Origin of the sequence: Pseudomonas sp. OTU750018 (assembly GCF_011636575.1) — a bacterium.
Classification (GTDB): Bacteria; Pseudomonadota; Gammaproteobacteria; order Pseudomonadales; family Pseudomonadaceae; genus Aquipseudomonas; species Aquipseudomonas peli.
This window is the reverse complement of sequence record NZ_JAAPAU010000002.1, coordinates 665016-680228: the sequence shown is the minus strand read 5'-3', so window position 1 is coordinate 680228 and position 15213 is coordinate 665016. Positions and strand designations below refer to the sequence as shown.

The 15213-nt window shown below is 53.8% G+C and carries 24 protein-coding genes; 8 read left to right on the top strand and 16 right to left on the bottom strand.

What is annotated here, in order from left to right; translation table 11 throughout:
• Position 1: 1 nt before the first annotated feature.
• From HCI85_RS12020 to HCI85_RS11980, 10 genes are all read right to left on the bottom strand, one after another.
• Entirely contained in the window at positions 2 to 373 is a 372-nt protein-coding gene (locus tag HCI85_RS12020) for a hypothetical protein (RefSeq protein WP_167144884.1), read from the bottom strand.
• Positions 373 to 1224 carry a hypothetical protein gene (locus tag HCI85_RS12015; protein ID WP_167144883.1) on the bottom strand — a complete coding sequence of 284 codons (852 nt, stop codon included), beginning with the start codon at positions 1222 to 1224 and terminating at the stop codon, positions 373 to 375. Before HCI85_RS12015 ends, HCI85_RS12020 begins: the two co-directional genes overlap by 1 nt.
• A gap of 80 nt (positions 1225 to 1304) precedes the next feature.
• A complete protein-coding gene (locus HCI85_RS21120; protein WP_275113197.1) occupies positions 1305 to 1436 on the bottom strand; it encodes a hypothetical protein in 132 nt (43 codons plus the stop codon).
• Positions 1437 to 1861: 425 nt separating this feature from the next.
• Complete coding sequence (locus tag HCI85_RS12010) at positions 1862 to 2167, bottom strand: hypothetical protein (RefSeq protein WP_167144882.1); 306 nt, start codon at positions 2165 to 2167, stop codon at positions 1862 to 1864.
• Positions 2168 to 2650: 483 nt separating this feature from the next.
• Positions 2651 to 3010: a hypothetical protein gene (locus tag HCI85_RS12005; RefSeq protein WP_167144881.1), complete on the bottom strand. Its 360-nt coding sequence runs from the start codon at positions 3008 to 3010 to the stop codon at positions 2651 to 2653.
• A gap of 570 nt (positions 3011 to 3580) precedes the next feature.
• A complete protein-coding gene (pflM, locus tag HCI85_RS12000) occupies positions 3581 to 3916 on the bottom strand; it encodes a lysogeny maintenance protein PflM (protein ID WP_167144880.1) in 336 nt (111 codons plus the stop codon).
• A 39-nt stretch (positions 3917 to 3955) separates the two neighbouring features.
• Entirely contained in the window at positions 3956 to 4114 is a 159-nt protein-coding gene (locus HCI85_RS11995) for an Arc family DNA-binding protein (RefSeq protein ID WP_167144879.1), read from the bottom strand.
• Entirely contained in the window at positions 4111 to 4260 is a 150-nt protein-coding gene (locus HCI85_RS11990; RefSeq protein WP_167144878.1) for a helix-turn-helix domain-containing protein, read from the bottom strand. The genes HCI85_RS11995 and HCI85_RS11990 overlap by 4 nt, the downstream gene beginning before the upstream one ends.
• Entirely contained in the window at positions 4257 to 4478 is a 222-nt protein-coding gene (locus HCI85_RS11985; protein ID WP_167144877.1) for a hypothetical protein, read from the bottom strand. The genes HCI85_RS11990 and HCI85_RS11985 overlap by 4 nt, the downstream gene beginning before the upstream one ends.
• Positions 4475 to 4690, bottom strand: coding sequence for a DNA-binding protein (locus tag HCI85_RS11980; RefSeq protein WP_167144876.1), 216 nt, complete (start codon positions 4688 to 4690; stop codon positions 4475 to 4477). Before HCI85_RS11980 ends, HCI85_RS11985 begins: the two co-directional genes overlap by 4 nt.
• 127 nt (positions 4691 to 4817) lie before the next feature.
• On the opposite strand from HCI85_RS11980, the gene HCI85_RS11975 reads away from it, so the two are divergent.
• The 4 genes from HCI85_RS11975 to HCI85_RS11960 all read left to right on the top strand — a co-directional run bounded on the left by HCI85_RS11975 (position 4818) and on the right by HCI85_RS11960 (position 8537).
• Positions 4818 to 5093 carry a helix-turn-helix domain-containing protein gene (locus tag HCI85_RS11975; protein WP_167144875.1) on the top strand — a complete coding sequence of 92 codons (276 nt, stop codon included), beginning with the start codon at positions 4818 to 4820 and terminating at the stop codon, positions 5091 to 5093.
• A gap of 78 nt (positions 5094 to 5171) precedes the next feature.
• Positions 5172 to 7022: an NACHT domain-containing protein gene (locus HCI85_RS11970; RefSeq protein WP_167144874.1), complete on the top strand. Its 1851-nt coding sequence runs from the start codon at positions 5172 to 5174 to the stop codon at positions 7020 to 7022.
• 71 nt (positions 7023 to 7093) lie between these two features.
• Positions 7094 to 7852 (top strand): hypothetical protein, encoded by a 759-nt coding sequence (locus tag HCI85_RS11965; RefSeq protein ID WP_167144873.1) that lies wholly within the window; start codon positions 7094 to 7096, stop codon positions 7850 to 7852.
• Between the two features lie 40 nt (positions 7853 to 7892).
• On the top strand, positions 7893 to 8537 hold the full coding sequence (locus HCI85_RS11960; RefSeq protein WP_167144872.1) for an OmpH family outer membrane protein: 645 nt from the start codon (positions 7893 to 7895) through the stop codon (positions 8535 to 8537).
• Between the two features lie 263 nt (positions 8538 to 8800).
• Here the strand turns inward: HCI85_RS11960 and HCI85_RS11955 are convergent, their stop codons facing one another.
• The 4 genes from HCI85_RS11955 to HCI85_RS11940 all read right to left on the bottom strand — a co-directional run bounded on the left by HCI85_RS11955 (position 8801) and on the right by HCI85_RS11940 (position 10865).
• Positions 8801 to 9238 carry a hypothetical protein gene (locus tag HCI85_RS11955; RefSeq protein ID WP_167144871.1) on the bottom strand — a complete coding sequence of 146 codons (438 nt, stop codon included), beginning with the start codon at positions 9236 to 9238 and terminating at the stop codon, positions 8801 to 8803.
• 99 nt (positions 9239 to 9337) lie between these two features.
• Positions 9338 to 9679, bottom strand: a complete 342-nt coding sequence (locus HCI85_RS11950) for a type II toxin-antitoxin system RelE/ParE family toxin (protein ID WP_167144870.1) — start codon at positions 9677 to 9679, stop codon at positions 9338 to 9340.
• Entirely contained in the window at positions 9676 to 9912 is a 237-nt protein-coding gene (locus tag HCI85_RS11945) for a type II toxin-antitoxin system ParD family antitoxin (RefSeq protein WP_167144869.1), read from the bottom strand. The genes HCI85_RS11950 and HCI85_RS11945 overlap by 4 nt, the downstream gene beginning before the upstream one ends.
• 416 nt (positions 9913 to 10328) lie before the next feature.
• Positions 10329 to 10865, bottom strand: a complete 537-nt coding sequence (locus tag HCI85_RS11940; protein ID WP_167145746.1) for a DUF3087 domain-containing protein — start codon at positions 10863 to 10865, stop codon at positions 10329 to 10331.
• 172 nt (positions 10866 to 11037) lie between these two features.
• Between HCI85_RS11940 and HCI85_RS11935 the strand changes: the two genes are divergently transcribed.
• A complete protein-coding gene (locus tag HCI85_RS11935) occupies positions 11038 to 11610 on the top strand; it encodes a COG3904 family protein (protein WP_167144868.1) in 573 nt (190 codons plus the stop codon).
• A 33-nt stretch (positions 11611 to 11643) separates the two neighbouring features.
• Here the strand turns inward: HCI85_RS11935 and HCI85_RS11930 are convergent, their stop codons facing one another.
• Positions 11644 to 11859: a general stress protein CsbD gene (locus HCI85_RS11930; RefSeq protein WP_167144867.1), complete on the bottom strand. Its 216-nt coding sequence runs from the start codon at positions 11857 to 11859 to the stop codon at positions 11644 to 11646.
• Positions 11860 to 12112: 253 nt separating this feature from the next.
• Here HCI85_RS11930 and HCI85_RS11925 point away from each other — a divergent pair, with 253 nt between their 5' ends.
• A complete protein-coding gene (locus HCI85_RS11925; RefSeq protein WP_241693773.1) occupies positions 12113 to 12841 on the top strand; it encodes a trypsin-like peptidase domain-containing protein in 729 nt (242 codons plus the stop codon).
• A gap of 10 nt (positions 12842 to 12851) precedes the next feature.
• Here HCI85_RS11925 and HCI85_RS11920 read toward each other — a convergent pair whose 3' ends face one another.
• The gene (locus tag HCI85_RS11920) at positions 12852 to 13406 is read right to left on the bottom strand and encodes a hypothetical protein (protein ID WP_176600634.1); all 555 of its coding nucleotides are present in this window, start codon (positions 13404 to 13406) and stop codon (positions 12852 to 12854) included.
• Positions 13407 to 13903: 497 nt separating this feature from the next.
• Between HCI85_RS11920 and HCI85_RS11915 the strand changes: the two genes are divergently transcribed.
• Both HCI85_RS11915 and HCI85_RS11910 read left to right on the top strand, forming a co-directional pair.
• The gene (locus HCI85_RS11915; protein ID WP_241693772.1) at positions 13904 to 14308 is read left to right on the top strand and encodes a DUF4398 domain-containing protein; all 405 of its coding nucleotides are present in this window, start codon (positions 13904 to 13906) and stop codon (positions 14306 to 14308) included.
• Complete coding sequence (locus HCI85_RS11910; protein ID WP_167144866.1) at positions 14305 to 15117, top strand: OmpA family protein; 813 nt, start codon at positions 14305 to 14307, stop codon at positions 15115 to 15117. The genes HCI85_RS11915 and HCI85_RS11910 overlap by 4 nt, the downstream gene beginning before the upstream one ends.
• Positions 15118 to 15213: the final 96 nt, after the last annotated feature.

The window sequence follows — 15213 nt, the reverse complement described above, 5'->3', positions numbered from 1 at the left end:
CTCAGGTGTGTATGAGTTTTTCGGAGAGCTTGGTCACCCAGTAGAAAACCAGAGACTTGAGCTTGAGAAACACCAGCAGCGAAATGCAGAACGACAGGTTGCTGGGGAGAAACATGCGGCCAACGATCACCAGATCGGGCGCGACCAAAGAGCCAATGCCCGACACCACGTAGTCGATACCCGCAGCCAGCACGGCAATGGCCGCACCGATGGCGGCGATGATCAGCAGGAAGATCCCGATCTTGCGCAGCAGTGCGGCAACCGCCTGAATAATCGGGGCCAGGATGGGCATGATCAGGCCGAGCAGGAACTTGGCCAGCCAGGAGAATGCGGTGGGAAACAGCTTCTTGAAGAAGTTCAGGAACCAGCCCATTAGAAACCTCCTTTAGCGGCTTTAGCGTCTTCCTGGCGCAGTGCGGAGTACCCAATGCGCCACGCACCAATGGCCGTTAGGCAATAGATGACCCACTCTAAAATCGGCTTGTAGGGCATGAGGGCGCAGACCGGCATGCGGATGTTGGCGGTGTAGCCATTGAGGGAAAGCGGCACGATGTAATCGGCACAGGCCACAGGTGTAGGAAGGATGTTGTCGATAAAGTCGAGGCCAACGGCTGAGCCGTCCGCGCCAAACCACTGGCTGACTTGGTTGGGCAGTTCGTCGAGAACGCCCTCAACCTCTTCGTTGCGCTCTTCGTCGACGGCTTCCATGTGTGTGGTGATGGACTCGCCAATGGCGTTGCCAACGGCAGTGCCTTCGGATTCGGCATCGGCGGCAGAACCATCAGAGTTGCCGGAGTCGTCCTCGCCTTCGCCGGTCAGCAGGTCGCGGATGTCTTCAAGCAGGCCGGTGGATTCGTCGAGCTTGTCGCCCAGGCCACGCAGCTCATCATTGGTTTGGCTCAAATCAGTGGGTGGGCCACCACCACCGACATAGTTCGTGTCACTCCCAGTGCCAGGGGCTTTCGGGTCGTTCTTGTCATTACCATCGGCGTTGCCGCCGTTGTAAGGGTGGTCGGAGGAAGTCGGCGGGATGTAAGACGGCGGCTTAGAGCCTGGAGGGTTGCCGGTTTCGATGCATTCCATCTTGCCGTTAGCGTAGGTGCACTGACGGGCCGTTTTGGGGAAGCAGACAAAGGTGCCGTTTACCTCACCGCAGTTATCGCCGGTTTGGTAGCACCAGGGATTGCCGTTATAGACATCGCAACCGGCGTTGTCGGGTGACAAGCACAGCTCTTTCCCGCCAAAGCTAAAGCACTTTTGCTCGCCGCTTGAAGTATCGGTGACGTCGACAAAGGTGCCTGGGGTTAAATCATCAGATGAGGAATGACCAGCGGGCATACAGGTGCCATCACCGCCATATCGGGCGGCGCAAATAGCCGTGCCAGATCCGTCAAAATTTGGCTTACAACGAGTTTTGCCGTCAGGGGCAGAAACATACCGAGCACCGTCTATTGAAACAGTGCCAGGGGTTGAAAAAGAGCTTCCAGCCTGAGAGCCAGAAACAGCAGCAATGATGAATTTGCCGTTGTGGGCGGAGCAGTCTTTGGGGGGCGGAGGCGTTACGCATAGACCGCCAGGACCGGTTGGAGCACCACCGGATGGACAGCCAGAATATCGGTAACTATGAATAGAACTACCAATATTGCTAACAAGGACTGCCATGGTTTGCGCTGGGTAGTATTGGCAAAAAGAACCCGGATAAGTGCCTGACCTCTCATCAGCCTGACATGCTGAAAAAGCATCTCCAGCATTGGAATAGTACTTAACAGCAGCAAACGCCAATTGCCCCCACCCCATAAGGGTGAGAGCAAGCAGCAAACGAAGGCTAATAGCCGCGCGCATCTATTAGCCTCCTGGCCTGTTAAGCCCCAGCTGCGCCGAAGACGCTGCGAGCCAGTTTGAACAGAGCCAAGGTGCCGCGAATCACCCCGAACAGGATGGCACCGGCAGCCACCAGGGTGCCGAAGGCTGTGGCCAGATCGGTGAATACGTCGAGCAGTTCAGGTGGAACGGTGATGGCCGCATTGGCAGAACCCGCCGTCAAGGCAGCGGAACCGGTCAGGAAGAGAGCCACGGCTTTGCCGCCCAGTGCTTTACCGACACTGGTGCCTTCTTGCTGTACGAGCTGGCCGCCACGAATGGCGACTTCTTTTTTGCTTTGGTACATAGGTACATCCTCAGCTTGTTGATGCGTCTATCAGTTCTTTCCAGCCGAGCCGGAAAGCACCCCAGGCGACGCCGATACCCAGGGAACCCACGAGAAGCCCAGCGATAACGAGGTATTGCCCCCAGGTGAAAGCCATAGCCCGTTACCTCTGATGCCCGTGAATCAAACCAAGGGCCATGATGGTCACGACGCCTTGAATGAACTGGAGCGCCCAGAGGTCGCCCAAGGTGATGTTGGCTAAGTAGCTCGCCATACCTGATGCCTCCGGGGTTGTGCGTGGCCTGCTGCAAGGCGCTTAGTCGTCAGCCGGTAAAGGTTGAGCGGTTAAAGCGTCTTTGCAGTCAGGGCACACGCAGTAATCGGGGGCCGTGCTGTTGTCCGTGAAGTGGTCGCTGTGATCGACAGGCATGTGGTGCAGTTGGCCCATTGGGCCTAGGCACTCATCACACAGCACACGGTCACGGATCAGCACGGCAGTCAGCCTCAGGCCTTGGCCGGGTCAGCGGGCTTAGCCTGCTGCTGGGCGTTGGGTTGTGGAGCCGCAGCGCGGGCGGTTGGCTTGTCTACCGCTTCGATGTGCAGGGCGAGATTTTTGCCCTTGTTCTGGCCACCACGGGCAACGTCGAAGGTGATGCGCACCAGTTGCAGCGGTTCGAAGCGGGTGCCCGCGGCGAAGATTTCTTCGGCTGCATCTTCCTCAGCTGCCATGCCGATGATCGAAAGGCCGTGCTCGGTTTTGCCGTCCGGCTCATCGCCATAAAACACCTTGATGTACTTCTGGCCGTTCTCGCCGTCGAAACGCTGAGTGCCGAGAAATGCAACTTCCATAGTTGAACGTGCCATCTTTTGTTTCCTCGCTTAGTTGCGCGTTAGTGCGCGGTTTTGCCTTATTGCAGGCCGAGTAATCCCAAGCAGAAGAACTGCTAAAGTTCTTTATCTGCTAGGTGTGGCGCGGCTTGCGGTGGAATTGCCTAGTTATTAATACGCAGTTTTTGCAGCGATTAAAACCATTATGAAATCTTTTGATTGTTTAAGTTTTGGCGTTAAACATTGTGCTGAATTGAAACTAATTGAGCTTTTTGGATTCAGCACACATCAATGTTGTTGATGTATTAAGTCGAAACACCAAGGGCCTCGCCCTTGTCATCCCGTTTCGCCACCTGCGCCCGCGACTGGTAAACCAGCCCCGGACACAGGCGGCGACCTACTGGGCGGGGCTGGCTTGCTGTGAATGGCAACCAGTGCCGCGAGCATGCCGCAAGTGAAACCCTTGAGTTCAGCGCGGGTGTAAGCAAGAAATGGATCAGCCTTAACAGCACGTGCCTGGGCGACGCGACCGAAGGAATAGCCAATCAATATGCCCACGCACATGAAGGACAAAGACAGGGCGATAACTTCAATCCATTGCATGGCTCACCCCGTCAGCTCGAAAGGTTCGTGCAGCGGCACGAAAGGCACCGGCTTGCCGATGTTGGCCACAACGCTCCAATACTTGGGCGGTCGGTCGCTTGGCGTGTGTTTCTCGCAGGTAAAGGCCGGGGTTATTTCCCACTGGGACAGCAAGGGAATCCAGGCACCAGCGACGAGGCGCATCTTGAGTGTGCGCACGGGTCGGGCAAACGCAGGGCGGCATTGGTCGCAGGGTGTGGACGGGCAAGGATCGGGCTTGGCCATCTCGGCCTTTGACCAGCAGACAGAGCAGTCGCAGTTCTCGGCGTGCTGCTGGTTGCTGTAGCTGAATGGCGTCATAGCTCATGCCCTCGCCTGGGTAACCGGAGCTGGCGTAGATCATTGAGAAACCTCCTGCTTTACCTGGGCAAAGCTCGCCTCAAGGCGAAGGACGATTTCAGCATTCAGAGAGCGGCGCGCCTCTTTGGCGGCTTGCTCGACCTGGGCGCGCAGTGCAGCAGGCATGCGCAGCTTGAATTGCGCGTCTGTGCGGCTCATGGGTTCACCCTCACAAAACGCACCAACCGGGTTTTGCCGAGTTTCACGCTGGGAACTCTGCCGTGCTTGATCCAGCCAGCGACCACTTCCACAGGCACGCCAACCAAGGCCGCGAAGGCTTCTTTGCTATAGAGGTCTGCGCTCATGCCATACCCCACAGCTTGTAAATGCGGAAGTTCTCGCGGGCCTGTTCCTGGGCGAGCAGCGAGGCCAGCGGGTCGTCTGCAACCACCTCAGCCACAGCCATATCTATAAAGAGGTGGCATTCCTGGCGAGAGTCGCCACGGAAGCAACGGTGCCAGCGCTTCTGACGGGTTTTGCCGTGGTAGCTGGCTACTTGAACGACGCAAGGCCCGTTGCTCATGCCGTCCACTCCTGTTCCAGCAGCCAGGAGCGCAGCAGAGTGCTATTCACCATGCGGCGCTTACCGAGCTTCACCGTAGGCACTACGCCTTTCATGGCCCAGGCACGTGCAGTGCCGTAGGTAAGGCCGTTGCGATCCGCCCAAGATTCGACGGTTTCAACGTCCTGTTGCGGGCCTATCAGCTTCGAAAGTTCCAGCTCTTCCAGTTCCATGCTCGTTCCGTCACTATTCGTTTCAATGCCAGTTATTCAGCATTGCGTTATCCGAAATGGATAGTCTCGAAACGGATAATGCCACTGTTGATCCATATTGGATACATCACCTATAGATCAAGTGGCTATGATTAAAGAGCGCGTTATAACTATTTTGAAGAGCTCAGGAATTCGCTTGCCGGAGTTGGAGCAGCGTACTGGGATCAGTCGTTACACCTGGAATAACCTCAAGAACACTGCGAGAAATCGTGAGATCAAGGCTGAAGAAATTGAGGCTATTGTGAAGCTTTTCCCTCAGTTTGCTTTGTGGGTAGTAAGTGGACAGGTTGCCCCAGAGGCCGGTCAGATTAGTCCGGATTCCGCAGAGGCTGGTTCAAACTTACCCGATCAAAACGCGGGATAGTGATCTCAAAAGAAATAGCTAAATGCTGGTATACGCGTAGGAAGGCCGATACTTGTTAAAGGAATGAGCATAAATTTTATGAATGATTTAAATATCAACGAAATTACAGCTAGTGTAGTGACGGATTTGTGCTCATCAATGTTAAAGGGGGCCAAAGATATTGGTAGAGAGACGTTAGCTAAACTTGAAGTTAACTTGGGTGTTTGTCTTCCTAAGTACCTAGAGAGAAGTTATGAGCGGTATTCGAAGACAAAAACTTTATTGTATCGCGAGCGGCCAGTTAGCATTAAGAATTTCTATGTTCGAACAGATTTGGTTCTGGAGTTTCGGACGATTAGTGAGCAGGATTTTTTAACACAAATAAAGACAAATAAAAGAATTATTGTAAGTGGTACGGCAGGGTCGGGTAAGTCTACTTTTTGCAAAAGCATTTTTATTGAAGTGCTCGAAAAGAAAATGGGGGTCATTCCTATTTTTGTTGAGCTGCGTCATTTGAATAGTGAGAGCAATCGCAGTCTCATAGATTATGTAGTGAGCATGCTTTCTGATATAGAACCTTCATTTGATCGGCAACAGCTGGAATATGCTTTGAGCAAAGGCAGGTTCTTGCTTATATTTGATGGTTTTGATGAGATTAATGGTGATAGAAGATTTGTTTACGAGAAGGAGATTATTGAACTTTCGAATAAGTATCACAAGATATTGATTCTTATCTCAAGTAGGCCGGATAGTAGATTTTCTTCTTGGGAGGAATTTTATAGATATGGCGTTAAGCCATTAACTAAGAAAAAAGCGCTAAACTTGATTGGTCAGTTAGAATACGATCAAGAATTAAAAGATAAGTTTTTAATTGCGTTAGATGAAAATCTTTACGAAGATCATGAGAGCTTTTCCAGTAATCCACTGCTCCTTACTATGATGTTGCTAACTTATGAGCAGATTGCAGAAATACCAAATAAGATTCATTTGTTTTACGAGCAGGCATTTCTTACGCTGTTTAATAAGCATGACTCGCTAAAAAGTCTTTATAAGAGGAAGTCGTGTTCAGGATTGCCTTTGGATGAGTTTAAAAAGGTTCTTTCTGCATTTTGTGTACTGGGTTACGCAGAAAAAGCATATTATTTTGAGGAGGAGAAGCTGTTTGAGTATTTGCATAAAGCAATAAGAATTTGCGGTGTAAGTGTGGATGTCAATGATTTCCTCAGTGACTTATTGGATAGTGTCTGCATTATGCAAAGAGATGGACTCGGCTTTGCATTTACACATCGTTCTTTTCAAGAATATTTCACGGCTTTGTTTTTAGTTACCAATGCAAGTGCGCAAAAATACGAGGTGTTTGACAAGATATTCTTTGTTAATACCTGGGATTCTGTGATGTCCATGGCTTACGACATCAATAGCGATATAGTTGAGCAGGTATGGATAATTCCGAGGCTGCAAAACTTCATAAAAGATTTTACAGGTTTGATTGATGAGGAAGATGGTTGCATAAAATTATTGAGAAAAATGTACTGCGCTATCTGCATTATGGAAGACAGCATTGAAGATGATGAAGATGGGGAAGGCTCGAATGCAAATATTGGGCTGGCGTATACTTTTTACAAAGAAGGAAATGACTATGCAAGTTTCTTTGCTGTTACTCATAGTATCTATGGTGATGAGTGGTTAGATTTTTATCGTAGCGGGAATCAACCTTCGAACAAATTTGATGATGAGTTGGTCGATGTGATTTTGAATGATTGCCATAATCAAAGAATTAGCCTGGTCGATATTGATGGGATTCCAGAGCATATAAAGTTATTGATAGTGAAAGCAGGATGTCATGACTCAGTAGTCCGAAGGATAGAATTCTCCAGGATATTGCTTGAAAGGTTGCGGCTCAAGCATGTGGCGAAAAGTGCGGATATATCTTCCTTGCTTTTGGGTTAAGTTAAATCCTGTTTTGGATTTCTGCTTTTGGCGTTTTTTCTCTGATATTAGGCTCATTGCAAGGAAGCAGCATGAAAAGCGACTGGGATGATGCGCCAGACTATATCCGCAACAACAAGAAGCAATCCCCATGGCGTACGGTCGTCATCCTGGGCGTTGGCTCAGCGATCACATGGGGGCTGATCGCGCTATTTGCCAAGCCAATCGTCATCGACGTTAACCAGCTTAAGCAGGCCATTCGCGTTAATGGTCAACCGCTATTCAGCGAACAGCCAGTTCAAGCCCAGGCCCCAGCATACAGCGAACCTGCTGAGCCAATCCGTTTACCATCTATGCCACTAGAACCTGCTCAACCGGTTGTTCAGCCGCCAGCAAGTAAGGCTGAGATCGAGTGGATGGAGCGGATGGAAGCCATCGCGACAGAACGGGCGAAGAACAGTTTTAACGACAATAACTACAGGCCCAAGCAACCAGCTAACACCTACACACCACCCCCAACACAAATAGCCTCCGCCCCAACTGTCAGCGAACGAAAGCAGCGCCAGGTAAGCCGAGAGCGAACCTCGAAGTGGATCAAGAGCTGGAATGGCGGCACCAACTACTTAGCCGAGTGGATTTCTGTCAATAACTACATTGATGGCGGCAGCGTATGCGCCAACCACCGCAAAGGCTCAATCGACTACCGCGAATGCCGCAAAGCGGCTAAGCAGCACTACCACGAAGAATGCAAAACATGGCGAGCGCGCTACGACAATGATCGAAAAGATCATAGTGATCGTATGAAGCAACGCTATTGCTCAGCATCAAGCAGTTTTAGTCCGATGGGTTGAGTGAGCACAGTTGAAAATCAAATAAATCAAGGGAGGATATATGTTTAAGGAAGTAGCCCTGTGTTTGGCAGTTGTCGCTGTCTCTGGTTGCGATATTAATTTATCTAGCCTTCGGCCTGTGAAGTGGGCGACTGTTGATGTCAATAAAGTGCGTGAGGTAGTCAAAGACGTAGTGGCTGCTGAGAATCCATACCCAGCTGAGCTAGAAGCAGTGCGGAATGGGGAAGATGAATATATGAGGATTAGAAATCAGGTTGCACGATTGAAGAGTAGTGCGTCTGAAAATTGCAAGAAACTGCACTTGCCTCAGAGCATGATTCCTCAGAAGCCTAATGTTTTTCTTTCTTCGGCGGAGGGTGATAGTTATTACATTCAACAACACCGTGATCGGGTTGAGGCCAGTGGTGCATATCAAAAATGTTTAACCGCTATAGACGATGATCAACTAATTGCCGACTTGAATCTTAAAGTACAGGCTCATGAGAAGCTTCGTCAGGCAAGACAGGTGTATGAGCGTAGCGTGGCTCAAAAAACTGAAATTCGCGCTAGAGAAATTGTTGCCAGCTACGGTAAGGCAAATGGATTTGATCTCATTGTTGAGGAAAATCGGTCAGGCGTGATTTACAACGAAAGTGACATGATTGTTGATGTTACTGGCGGCGTTCTGGAAAGCGTGCAGCGCTAATCCAGGCAACATGAGCGTGCCGTTGCTGAGTAGGTGTCGAAAAAGTGTCGAAAACACTGCGACGAATTGAGGCGAAACGAACTGGTGAGGGAAGCGGAAGCCCCGAATTGAGCGGGTTTGGCACGAACTGAAACGCTTACAGACGGGTTCAAATTCCACCGTTACCCATCAGATTGATGAAAGGCCCGAACAAGTGTCGGGCTTTTTTGTCTCTGCTTTCAGCGACTGGCTCGGCGACAAGGTGCTTTGGTCGGGTCAGGAAGCTAAAAGCCCCATGAAAATGCAGGGCCGCAATACAGCACTGTGTTGCACGCAAAAAACATACTCAGAAGATAGCCGCCCAAGGTTCCTACGCATCCAATTGCGAATCCGCTTCCAATGACCCGGCCAGTGTTGCTCTTGGAATAAATGAGGGCAGCAATTGCGCCAGCACCTGCACCCATTAAACCTAGCGGAAAGTCGACGCCAGGGCCGTGTAGGTTGGTAGATGCTTCATTTATTGACCTGATGATGGTCGCCAAAAAAGTCGCAACGGCAATACCAGAGAGAAAGCCTTTTGTAGGCTGGAATATCCTGCAAAGCAAGATGCAGGTTAAAGCAAAGAAATAGGCGTATGAGGCGACCCATGTAGGCGTGTCTTCACTGCTGCTAAGCAGGAAGGCTACTGTGGTCAGGTGTGTTATGCCGAGTGCGACTGGCATGTCGTATCGTTTTAGCAATCTTCCACTGATCAATTTTTGATTCCTTAACTTTCAATAATAGTGCCGTTATTTAAAGTGGGTGTGGCGTCGATATAGGACTTACTGTGGTGAGTCGTTTTCTATTGAGCCGCTCAGCCATTGGGGTATGTCTGTCATTTCATGCAGAATGCGCCAAACATCGATATGGCCATCTTGCTCGACGTAAAAAACAAGATAGGGATAGCGTTGGAGTGGCCAGGAGCGAATGCCCGGTAGGTCTAGCTCATGGGCGTAGCGAGCAGAGCCGGAAGTAGGGTGGCGGCTGATCTGCTTATACGCTCGCTCTAGGGCGTCAATGAAGCCTAGTGCGGCTTTTTCGGCCTGTTGCTCTAAGTAGTAGGCAATCGCGCCATCTACGTCTCGGTTTGCTAGCTCACGCGGGATGACGGGCTTTTGCTTCATCCTTGAGCGTTCCGCACACGTGCACGGAGCGATTCGAAGTAGTTAGCATCGGCTGGAGCGGCTGGAGCAGATGCTGCACCGGCAAGCAGAAGGCCACGGAGGTTTTGACGATCCTGATCTTTACGAATCAGTTCACGTACGTATTCACTACTGGTGCCGTAACCGCGTTGGTTCACTTGCTCATCGACAAAGCTTTTGAGTGTGTCTGGCAGGGAGATATTCATGGTGCTCATTGGGTATGCCTCTTGCCAATTTTTGCCAAATTCTACACCCGCTGGCTTGGTTCATGGAATGATGGCGACTGACTTGCAGAGGTTTCCATGACGCACCCTGTTTGCAGTTGCCCTGATTAGATCAAGTTGCGGATGTGTCGAAAAAGTGTCGAAAACACTGTGCCGAATTGAGCCGAAACGAGCAGGCGAGGAGGGCAGAAGCCGCGTATTGAGCGGGTTTGGCACGGACTGGAACGCTCACAGACGGGTTCAAATCCCTATCTTCCCGCCATATTGAAGTAAGCAAAGCCCGCTGGAGTCTTGATAGATACCAGCGGGCTTTTTTGTGGGCTTAGATTTTAGGGTATACAGTCCTAAAAATTCTCCAAGCCTGTCCTTTTTATGCTGTTGCCCATCGGCCAGCGCTTACTTGCAGGTTAGCGGGGCAAGGGCTGGATCTTTTTCACAGCATCAAGCCAGTCCGCATTGAGTTGCAGTTGGTCAATATCCATACCCAGTTCTTCCATACGTTCCTGGTGTTGGTTGATTTCCGCCACCGCTTCACTCAGGGTGCTGGAGTTGCCATCCAACTGGTGCATTTGGGTCAGGCCCAGGTGGTAGAAGCGCAGGAGCTGCATGGCGGCTGGGTCGCGTGCGGCGACGCCGGCTTTGACGTGGTGCATCAGGTTGGTCACGCGCATCAGGCTGCGTTTCAGGCGCCAGCCGTACACGGCAGCGGCCATAAAGGGCTGTGGCCACAGCACTACGCGCACCAGGACCACGGTCAGCGCTAATGCGGCGATAACCCCACCAAGGTTCAAGCGGAAGTTGTCGCCGCCTGGGGTGCCGAATAGCAGCACAGCGCTGCTCGACAGCAGCATGGCCAGGGCGACGAAGATTGCCGCTATCGTCAGGGTGCTGCGGCGGGTTTGCTGACGGTAGATTTCAGGAGTGCGGTGCTGGATTTTGAACATCGGGGCCACGGTAATTCTCACTTGAGCAGGTGGTAGCGGCGTTGCTTACAGGTTGGTAGGGCAGGCCGGGTTGTCGAGGCATGCTCCCAATGCTGCAAATTATGCGCGATTGCTCGGCAACAGGTATCTTCGCCCATCCGTTGACCGCATCGCTTAAGGATTTACCGGGTTTATGAGTCGTACTGTGTTTCAGGTTGTGATTATCTGCGTGGCAGCGCTGTGTTCGAGCACCGCGTTGGCCAAGGTCGAGGTGCAGGCCGGGCAGCACAAGACGCTCGGGCGGGTTTTGCTGGCCAAGGTCTCCGAGGATATTGCGCCGGGCGATTACGAGGCGCTGCTCAAGGGCATCAAAGCCAACCCGGGCAAGTACGCGAAGAAAATCGTCATGCTCGACAGCATCGGCGGCAGCGTATCCGAGGCCATTCGCATGGGGCGTTTGCTGCGTGAAACCGGCTTCGACGCTTTGGTGCCGTCCACCGGGGTGTGCCAGGGCAGTTGCGTGTACCTGCTGGCGGCGGGGCATGGCAAAAGCGTGCGCGGTTATGTGGGGATTCACAGGCCGTATTATGCGGGCAGTGATTCGGTGCATTCGGCATCTGCCTTCGGGCCGAGCCGCGCCACTCAAACCGCCTATTTCAAGGAAATGCAGATTCCGCCGGAACTGCTTGCGGCGATCAACAGCACCGAGCCGCGGCGCATGCGCGTGCTGACGCCGGCTGAGCTGGCGCGCTATCGCTTGAAGTGAGGCGGTCGCTTGCTTGCCAGCGTTGGCGCGCTGTCAGCTGGTGCGGTGCCTTTCGAAGAAGCTCATGACCTGCTTGCTGGCGTCCTCGCGGGGCATGTCGTAGCGCTGCTGCACCAGGTTGGTCAGTTTCTGCGCGTCGCCTTCGGATTTGATCAGTTCATCCAGGGTCAGCTCGTCCCAGACAATCAGGGCGAGGCCGGCCAGTTTGCGCCAGTTTTTCTGGATGATTTCGGCAACGGGTCTGCTCATGTGTGGTGCTCCTGAGTTTACCGCGCTGGGCCGGTTGCGCGGTCAGAGCGGAATTGTGCTGATGCCAGCCTGTCAAAGCTGAGGTCGCCAGTCGGTGCGCTACAGCGCTTATGCGGGTTTGCGTACCGACGCCATGGCGCTGCGCCGATAGCCTGATTGCCGCGCCGTAGGTGAAGTGGCGTGGCAATTGCTCTGTTTAGAGCCTCATGGGCCTGTTCTGGCATGCCTGCAGTCAATTCAAGGATATGCCGCAATGTCGATGATCGAACCTGTGCTGCTGACGGCTGCACGCGTCTGTACTTTTGCCGGGGAGCAGTTGCTGACCAACGCCAGCGGCTTTTACTTCGCCCGCGATGAGCGTTTGTTCTTGGTAACCAGTCGGCACGTGATGATTGATGAGCCGAGCCAGCATTTTCCCGATCGTATAGAGATCGAAGTGCACACCGATTTGCACAATGTGGCGCAGACCACCGGCTTCTCCATGCCGCTCTATCGCGATTGCCAGAGCCTCTGGCGTCAGGGCTGCGATGGCGCTGGTGAGGTTGATGTGGCGGTGCTGGAGATCGAGCGCAAGGCGCTGCCTGAGGGTATGGTCTATCACGCCTTTACCCCGGAGCATCTGCTGCAGCCGCAAACCACGGTCGAGGTCGGTACGTCCTTGCTGGTGGTGGGTTTCCCCTTGGGTTTTCACGACACCCTGCACCATATCGCGGTGGTGCGGCATGCTGTGGTGGCGTCGTCATTCGGCCTGCGTTTTCAGGGCCAGGGGTACTTTCTTACCGATGCCCGCACACACCGCGGCACTAGTGGTGCGCCAGTGGTAATGCGCATACCGGACAGCGAGACAGATGAGTTGCCATGGGTGCTGCTGGGCGTGCATTCGGCGCGGCTTGATCTGGGTAGCCGGGATCTAGAGGTGGACGAGGCCCTAGGGCTCAATTGCACCTGGTATGCCGATATTCTGCTGACCCTGACTCAGTAAGGACCTGGGCTCAACGTTGCTGCTGCAGCTCGGGTGCAGCGGCCATGTTGATGTCCTTGACCAGGCCGGATGTGGCCCTGATCACCTCGCGTGCCATGCGGGTCTCCTGCTCGTTGTGGGTCTGTGCCACCAGTACCACATCACCGTGGGTAATCGCCTTGCTCACCAGCTTGGCAAAGCGTCCGTGATGCTGGCCAGCGCCGGATGAGGCGCCGATCACACTGCCGAGAAAACCGCCGATAAAGCCCCCCATGCCCATCAGGGAGAAGGGCGCAAGGATCGGGCTGGCGTGGAACAGGCTGACTTCACTGACGATCAACGCCACCGCGATCAAGGCACCAATGCCGATACCAATACCGGTACCAATAGCGATGTCCACCAGCATGTCCTTGAGCACCTTGTTGCTTTTCCCCTGCGGTGCAGGAGCGGGTGGGGCATCGGCGTTGCCTGCAACGATCTCCAGCTGTTCGTGGTGCATGCCGCGCTGAATCAACTGGGCCAGTGCCTGTTCAGCGGTGCTGCGTTGGATAAAGAAGCCTGAAACGTGGTGGCGATAGAGGTCCATCTTGCTGCTCCTGATCGTGAGCCGTCGTCGACGACCGAACGCAAGCTTAAGACGCGTAAATGGACGTGTCTGTGCGCCTGCGTACGCAGGGCGTATCGCGATACCCGCGATTGTGCGGTCTATGCGCGCCAGCGTACCGACAGGACTGCGCCGAGCTGCGATTGTCGCTCCAGGCGAGCTGCAGCCGTGGCGTGAGTGCCGTGTTTCAAAGTGGCGTTTAGCCTGCAGTTGCCTGTGCATTAATCGTCGGAGATGCGCCATGAAAATCCACTACCGCCCGCTCTTGCTGGCGTTTGCCATTGCCTATGCCGTCCTTGCCGTGAGCAGTCTGCTGATTGCCATGAGCCTGGCGCAGAGCGCCATGCCATAGGCCATTGATCTGGCGACCAAGAATGCTGTCTGCCGCGCTGACCGAGCGCTGTGGCTTAGCCCACCTGGGCCCGTGTGCGGCGAAAGCTGTGGCGTGCTTATCCGTAATTGTTTTTGAGGACATTCCTATGAACAGGACTTCATCCATCGTTGATGGCATGGCTGCGTTGCGTTTTGCCGGCCTTTGCGCCGGGCTGCTGATGCTCAGCGCCTGCGCTTCACCGCCCCTGCCGCCAAGCCAGGCGTTGCAAGCTGCCGAATCGGCGATCAGCAATGCCGAACAGGCCCGCGTGGCCGATTACGCCTCACCGGAGCTGGGTGTCGCTCGGGAAAAATTGACCGCCGCGAATATGGCTGTGCAGCGTGAGGAGATGCTGCTCGCCGAGCGCCTGGCAGATCAGTCGCGGGTAGAGGCCGAGCTGGCCCTGGCCAAGTCACAGGCGACCAAAGCCAAGGTAGTCAATGACGAAATGCAGAAAAGCACCAACAGCCTGAAACAGGAAATGCAACGCAACACGGGAGCTCAACAATGAACCTTGCTCATAACGCGAAGCACCTGCTGCTGGTCAGCGCAATCAGCCTTGCGCTGGCCGGCTGCGCCGCTAAACCGAGCATGCCGGAAGGCGCCGCCGATGTGCGCGGCAAGCTCACCCGCTTGCAAGCCGATCCACAGCTGAATACTCGCGCGCCTGTCGCGCTCAAGGCCGCTGAAGATGCGGTGATCGTTGCCGAACAGCCGCGTAAGGATCAGGACGCAGAGCAGGCCTTGGGCCAGCATCTGGTGGTGATGGCTGACCGCAAAGTGGAAATTGCCACGGCGCTGGCGCAGACACGCTTCTACGAGGATCAGCGCAAAATCCTCAGCCAGCAGCGTGAAGGCGCGCGTCTGGATTCGCGCACCCGCGAGGCCGACCAGGCGCAGCGGCAGAACAGCCAGTTGCAGCAACAGATTGATGAGCTGAATGCCAAGCAAACCGAACGTGGCTTGGTCATGACCCTGGGTGATCTGCTATTCGCTACCGGGCGCTCGGAGTTACGTGCGGGTACGGCCAATAACCTCGGCAAGCTGGCGATTTTTCTCGGCCAGCATCCTGAGCGCCAAGTACTGATTGAAGGGCATACCGATAACGTCGGCAGCGAAGAAATGAACCTGAGCCTGTCGCAACGTCGCGCCGACTCGGTGATGCATTACCTGACCAATCAGGGCGTTTCCCCAAGCCGCCTGGGTGCTTCGGGCAAGGGCGAGAGCATGCCAGTTGCCGGTAATGAGTCGGCTTCAGGTCGGCAGATGAACCGGCGGGTGGAAATCATCATCAGCCATGACATGGCATCACAACGCTGATGCCATGTTCTGACCTGCAGCCTTTGTAGGTCAGCTAAGCGCAGGTCGGAGCCCTTCCGACCTGCACGGCTGTACACCACTGTCTGGCAGCTTTTC

What these genes read in the sequence shown, in the direction of transcription:
- HCI85_RS11925 (WP_241693773.1), top strand. Translation starts at nt 12,113, where the DNA reads ATGTCGATGATCGAACCTGTGCTGCTGACGGCTGCACGCGTCTGTACT.
- HCI85_RS12020 (WP_167144884.1), bottom strand. Translation starts at nt 373, where the DNA reads ATGGGCTGGTTCCTGAACTTCTTCAAGAAGCTGTTTCCCACCGCATTC.
- HCI85_RS11980 (WP_167144876.1), bottom strand. Translation starts at nt 4,690, where the DNA reads ATGGAACTGGAAGAGCTGGAACTTTCGAAGCTGATAGGCCCGCAACAG.
- HCI85_RS11910 (WP_167144866.1), top strand. Translation starts at nt 14,305, where the DNA reads ATGAACCTTGCTCATAACGCGAAGCACCTGCTGCTGGTCAGCGCAATC.
- HCI85_RS11950 (WP_167144870.1), bottom strand. Translation starts at nt 9,679, where the DNA reads ATGAAGCAAAAGCCCGTCATCCCGCGTGAGCTAGCAAACCGAGACGTA.
- HCI85_RS11940 (WP_167145746.1), bottom strand. Translation starts at nt 10,865, where the DNA reads ATGTTCAAAATCCAGCACCGCACTCCTGAAATCTACCGTCAGCAAACC.
- HCI85_RS11965 (WP_167144873.1), top strand. Translation starts at nt 7,094, where the DNA reads ATGAAAAGCGACTGGGATGATGCGCCAGACTATATCCGCAACAACAAG.
- HCI85_RS11990 (WP_167144878.1), bottom strand. Translation starts at nt 4,260, where the DNA reads ATGAGCGCAGACCTCTATAGCAAAGAAGCCTTCGCGGCCTTGGTTGGC.
- HCI85_RS21120 (WP_275113197.1), bottom strand. Translation starts at nt 1,436, where the DNA reads ATGTTTCTGCCCCTGACGGCAAAACTCGTTGTAAGCCAAATTTTGACG.
- HCI85_RS11960 (WP_167144872.1), top strand. Translation starts at nt 7,893, where the DNA reads ATGTTTAAGGAAGTAGCCCTGTGTTTGGCAGTTGTCGCTGTCTCTGGT.
- HCI85_RS11915 (WP_241693772.1), top strand. Translation starts at nt 13,904, where the DNA reads ATGAACAGGACTTCATCCATCGTTGATGGCATGGCTGCGTTGCGTTTT.
- pflM (WP_167144880.1), bottom strand. Translation starts at nt 3,916, where the DNA reads ATGACGCCATTCAGCTACAGCAACCAGCAGCACGCCGAGAACTGCGAC.
- HCI85_RS11920 (WP_176600634.1), bottom strand. Translation starts at nt 13,406, where the DNA reads ATGGACCTCTATCGCCACCACGTTTCAGGCTTCTTTATCCAACGCAGC.
- HCI85_RS11985 (WP_167144877.1), bottom strand. Translation starts at nt 4,478, where the DNA reads ATGAGCAACGGGCCTTGCGTCGTTCAAGTAGCCAGCTACCACGGCAAA.
- HCI85_RS11975 (WP_167144875.1), top strand. Translation starts at nt 4,818, where the DNA reads ATGATTAAAGAGCGCGTTATAACTATTTTGAAGAGCTCAGGAATTCGC.
- HCI85_RS12005 (WP_167144881.1), bottom strand. Translation starts at nt 3,010, where the DNA reads ATGGCACGTTCAACTATGGAAGTTGCATTTCTCGGCACTCAGCGTTTC.
- HCI85_RS12010 (WP_167144882.1), bottom strand. Translation starts at nt 2,167, where the DNA reads ATGTACCAAAGCAAAAAAGAAGTCGCCATTCGTGGCGGCCAGCTCGTA.
- HCI85_RS11935 (WP_167144868.1), top strand. Translation starts at nt 11,038, where the DNA reads ATGAGTCGTACTGTGTTTCAGGTTGTGATTATCTGCGTGGCAGCGCTG.
- HCI85_RS11970 (WP_167144874.1), top strand. Translation starts at nt 5,172, where the DNA reads ATGAATGATTTAAATATCAACGAAATTACAGCTAGTGTAGTGACGGAT.
- HCI85_RS11955 (WP_167144871.1), bottom strand. Translation starts at nt 9,238, where the DNA reads ATGCCAGTCGCACTCGGCATAACACACCTGACCACAGTAGCCTTCCTG.
- HCI85_RS11930 (WP_167144867.1), bottom strand. Translation starts at nt 11,859, where the DNA reads ATGAGCAGACCCGTTGCCGAAATCATCCAGAAAAACTGGCGCAAACTG.
- HCI85_RS11995 (WP_167144879.1), bottom strand. Translation starts at nt 4,114, where the DNA reads ATGAGCCGCACAGACGCGCAATTCAAGCTGCGCATGCCTGCTGCACTG.
- HCI85_RS11945 (WP_167144869.1), bottom strand. Translation starts at nt 9,912, where the DNA reads ATGAGCACCATGAATATCTCCCTGCCAGACACACTCAAAAGCTTTGTC.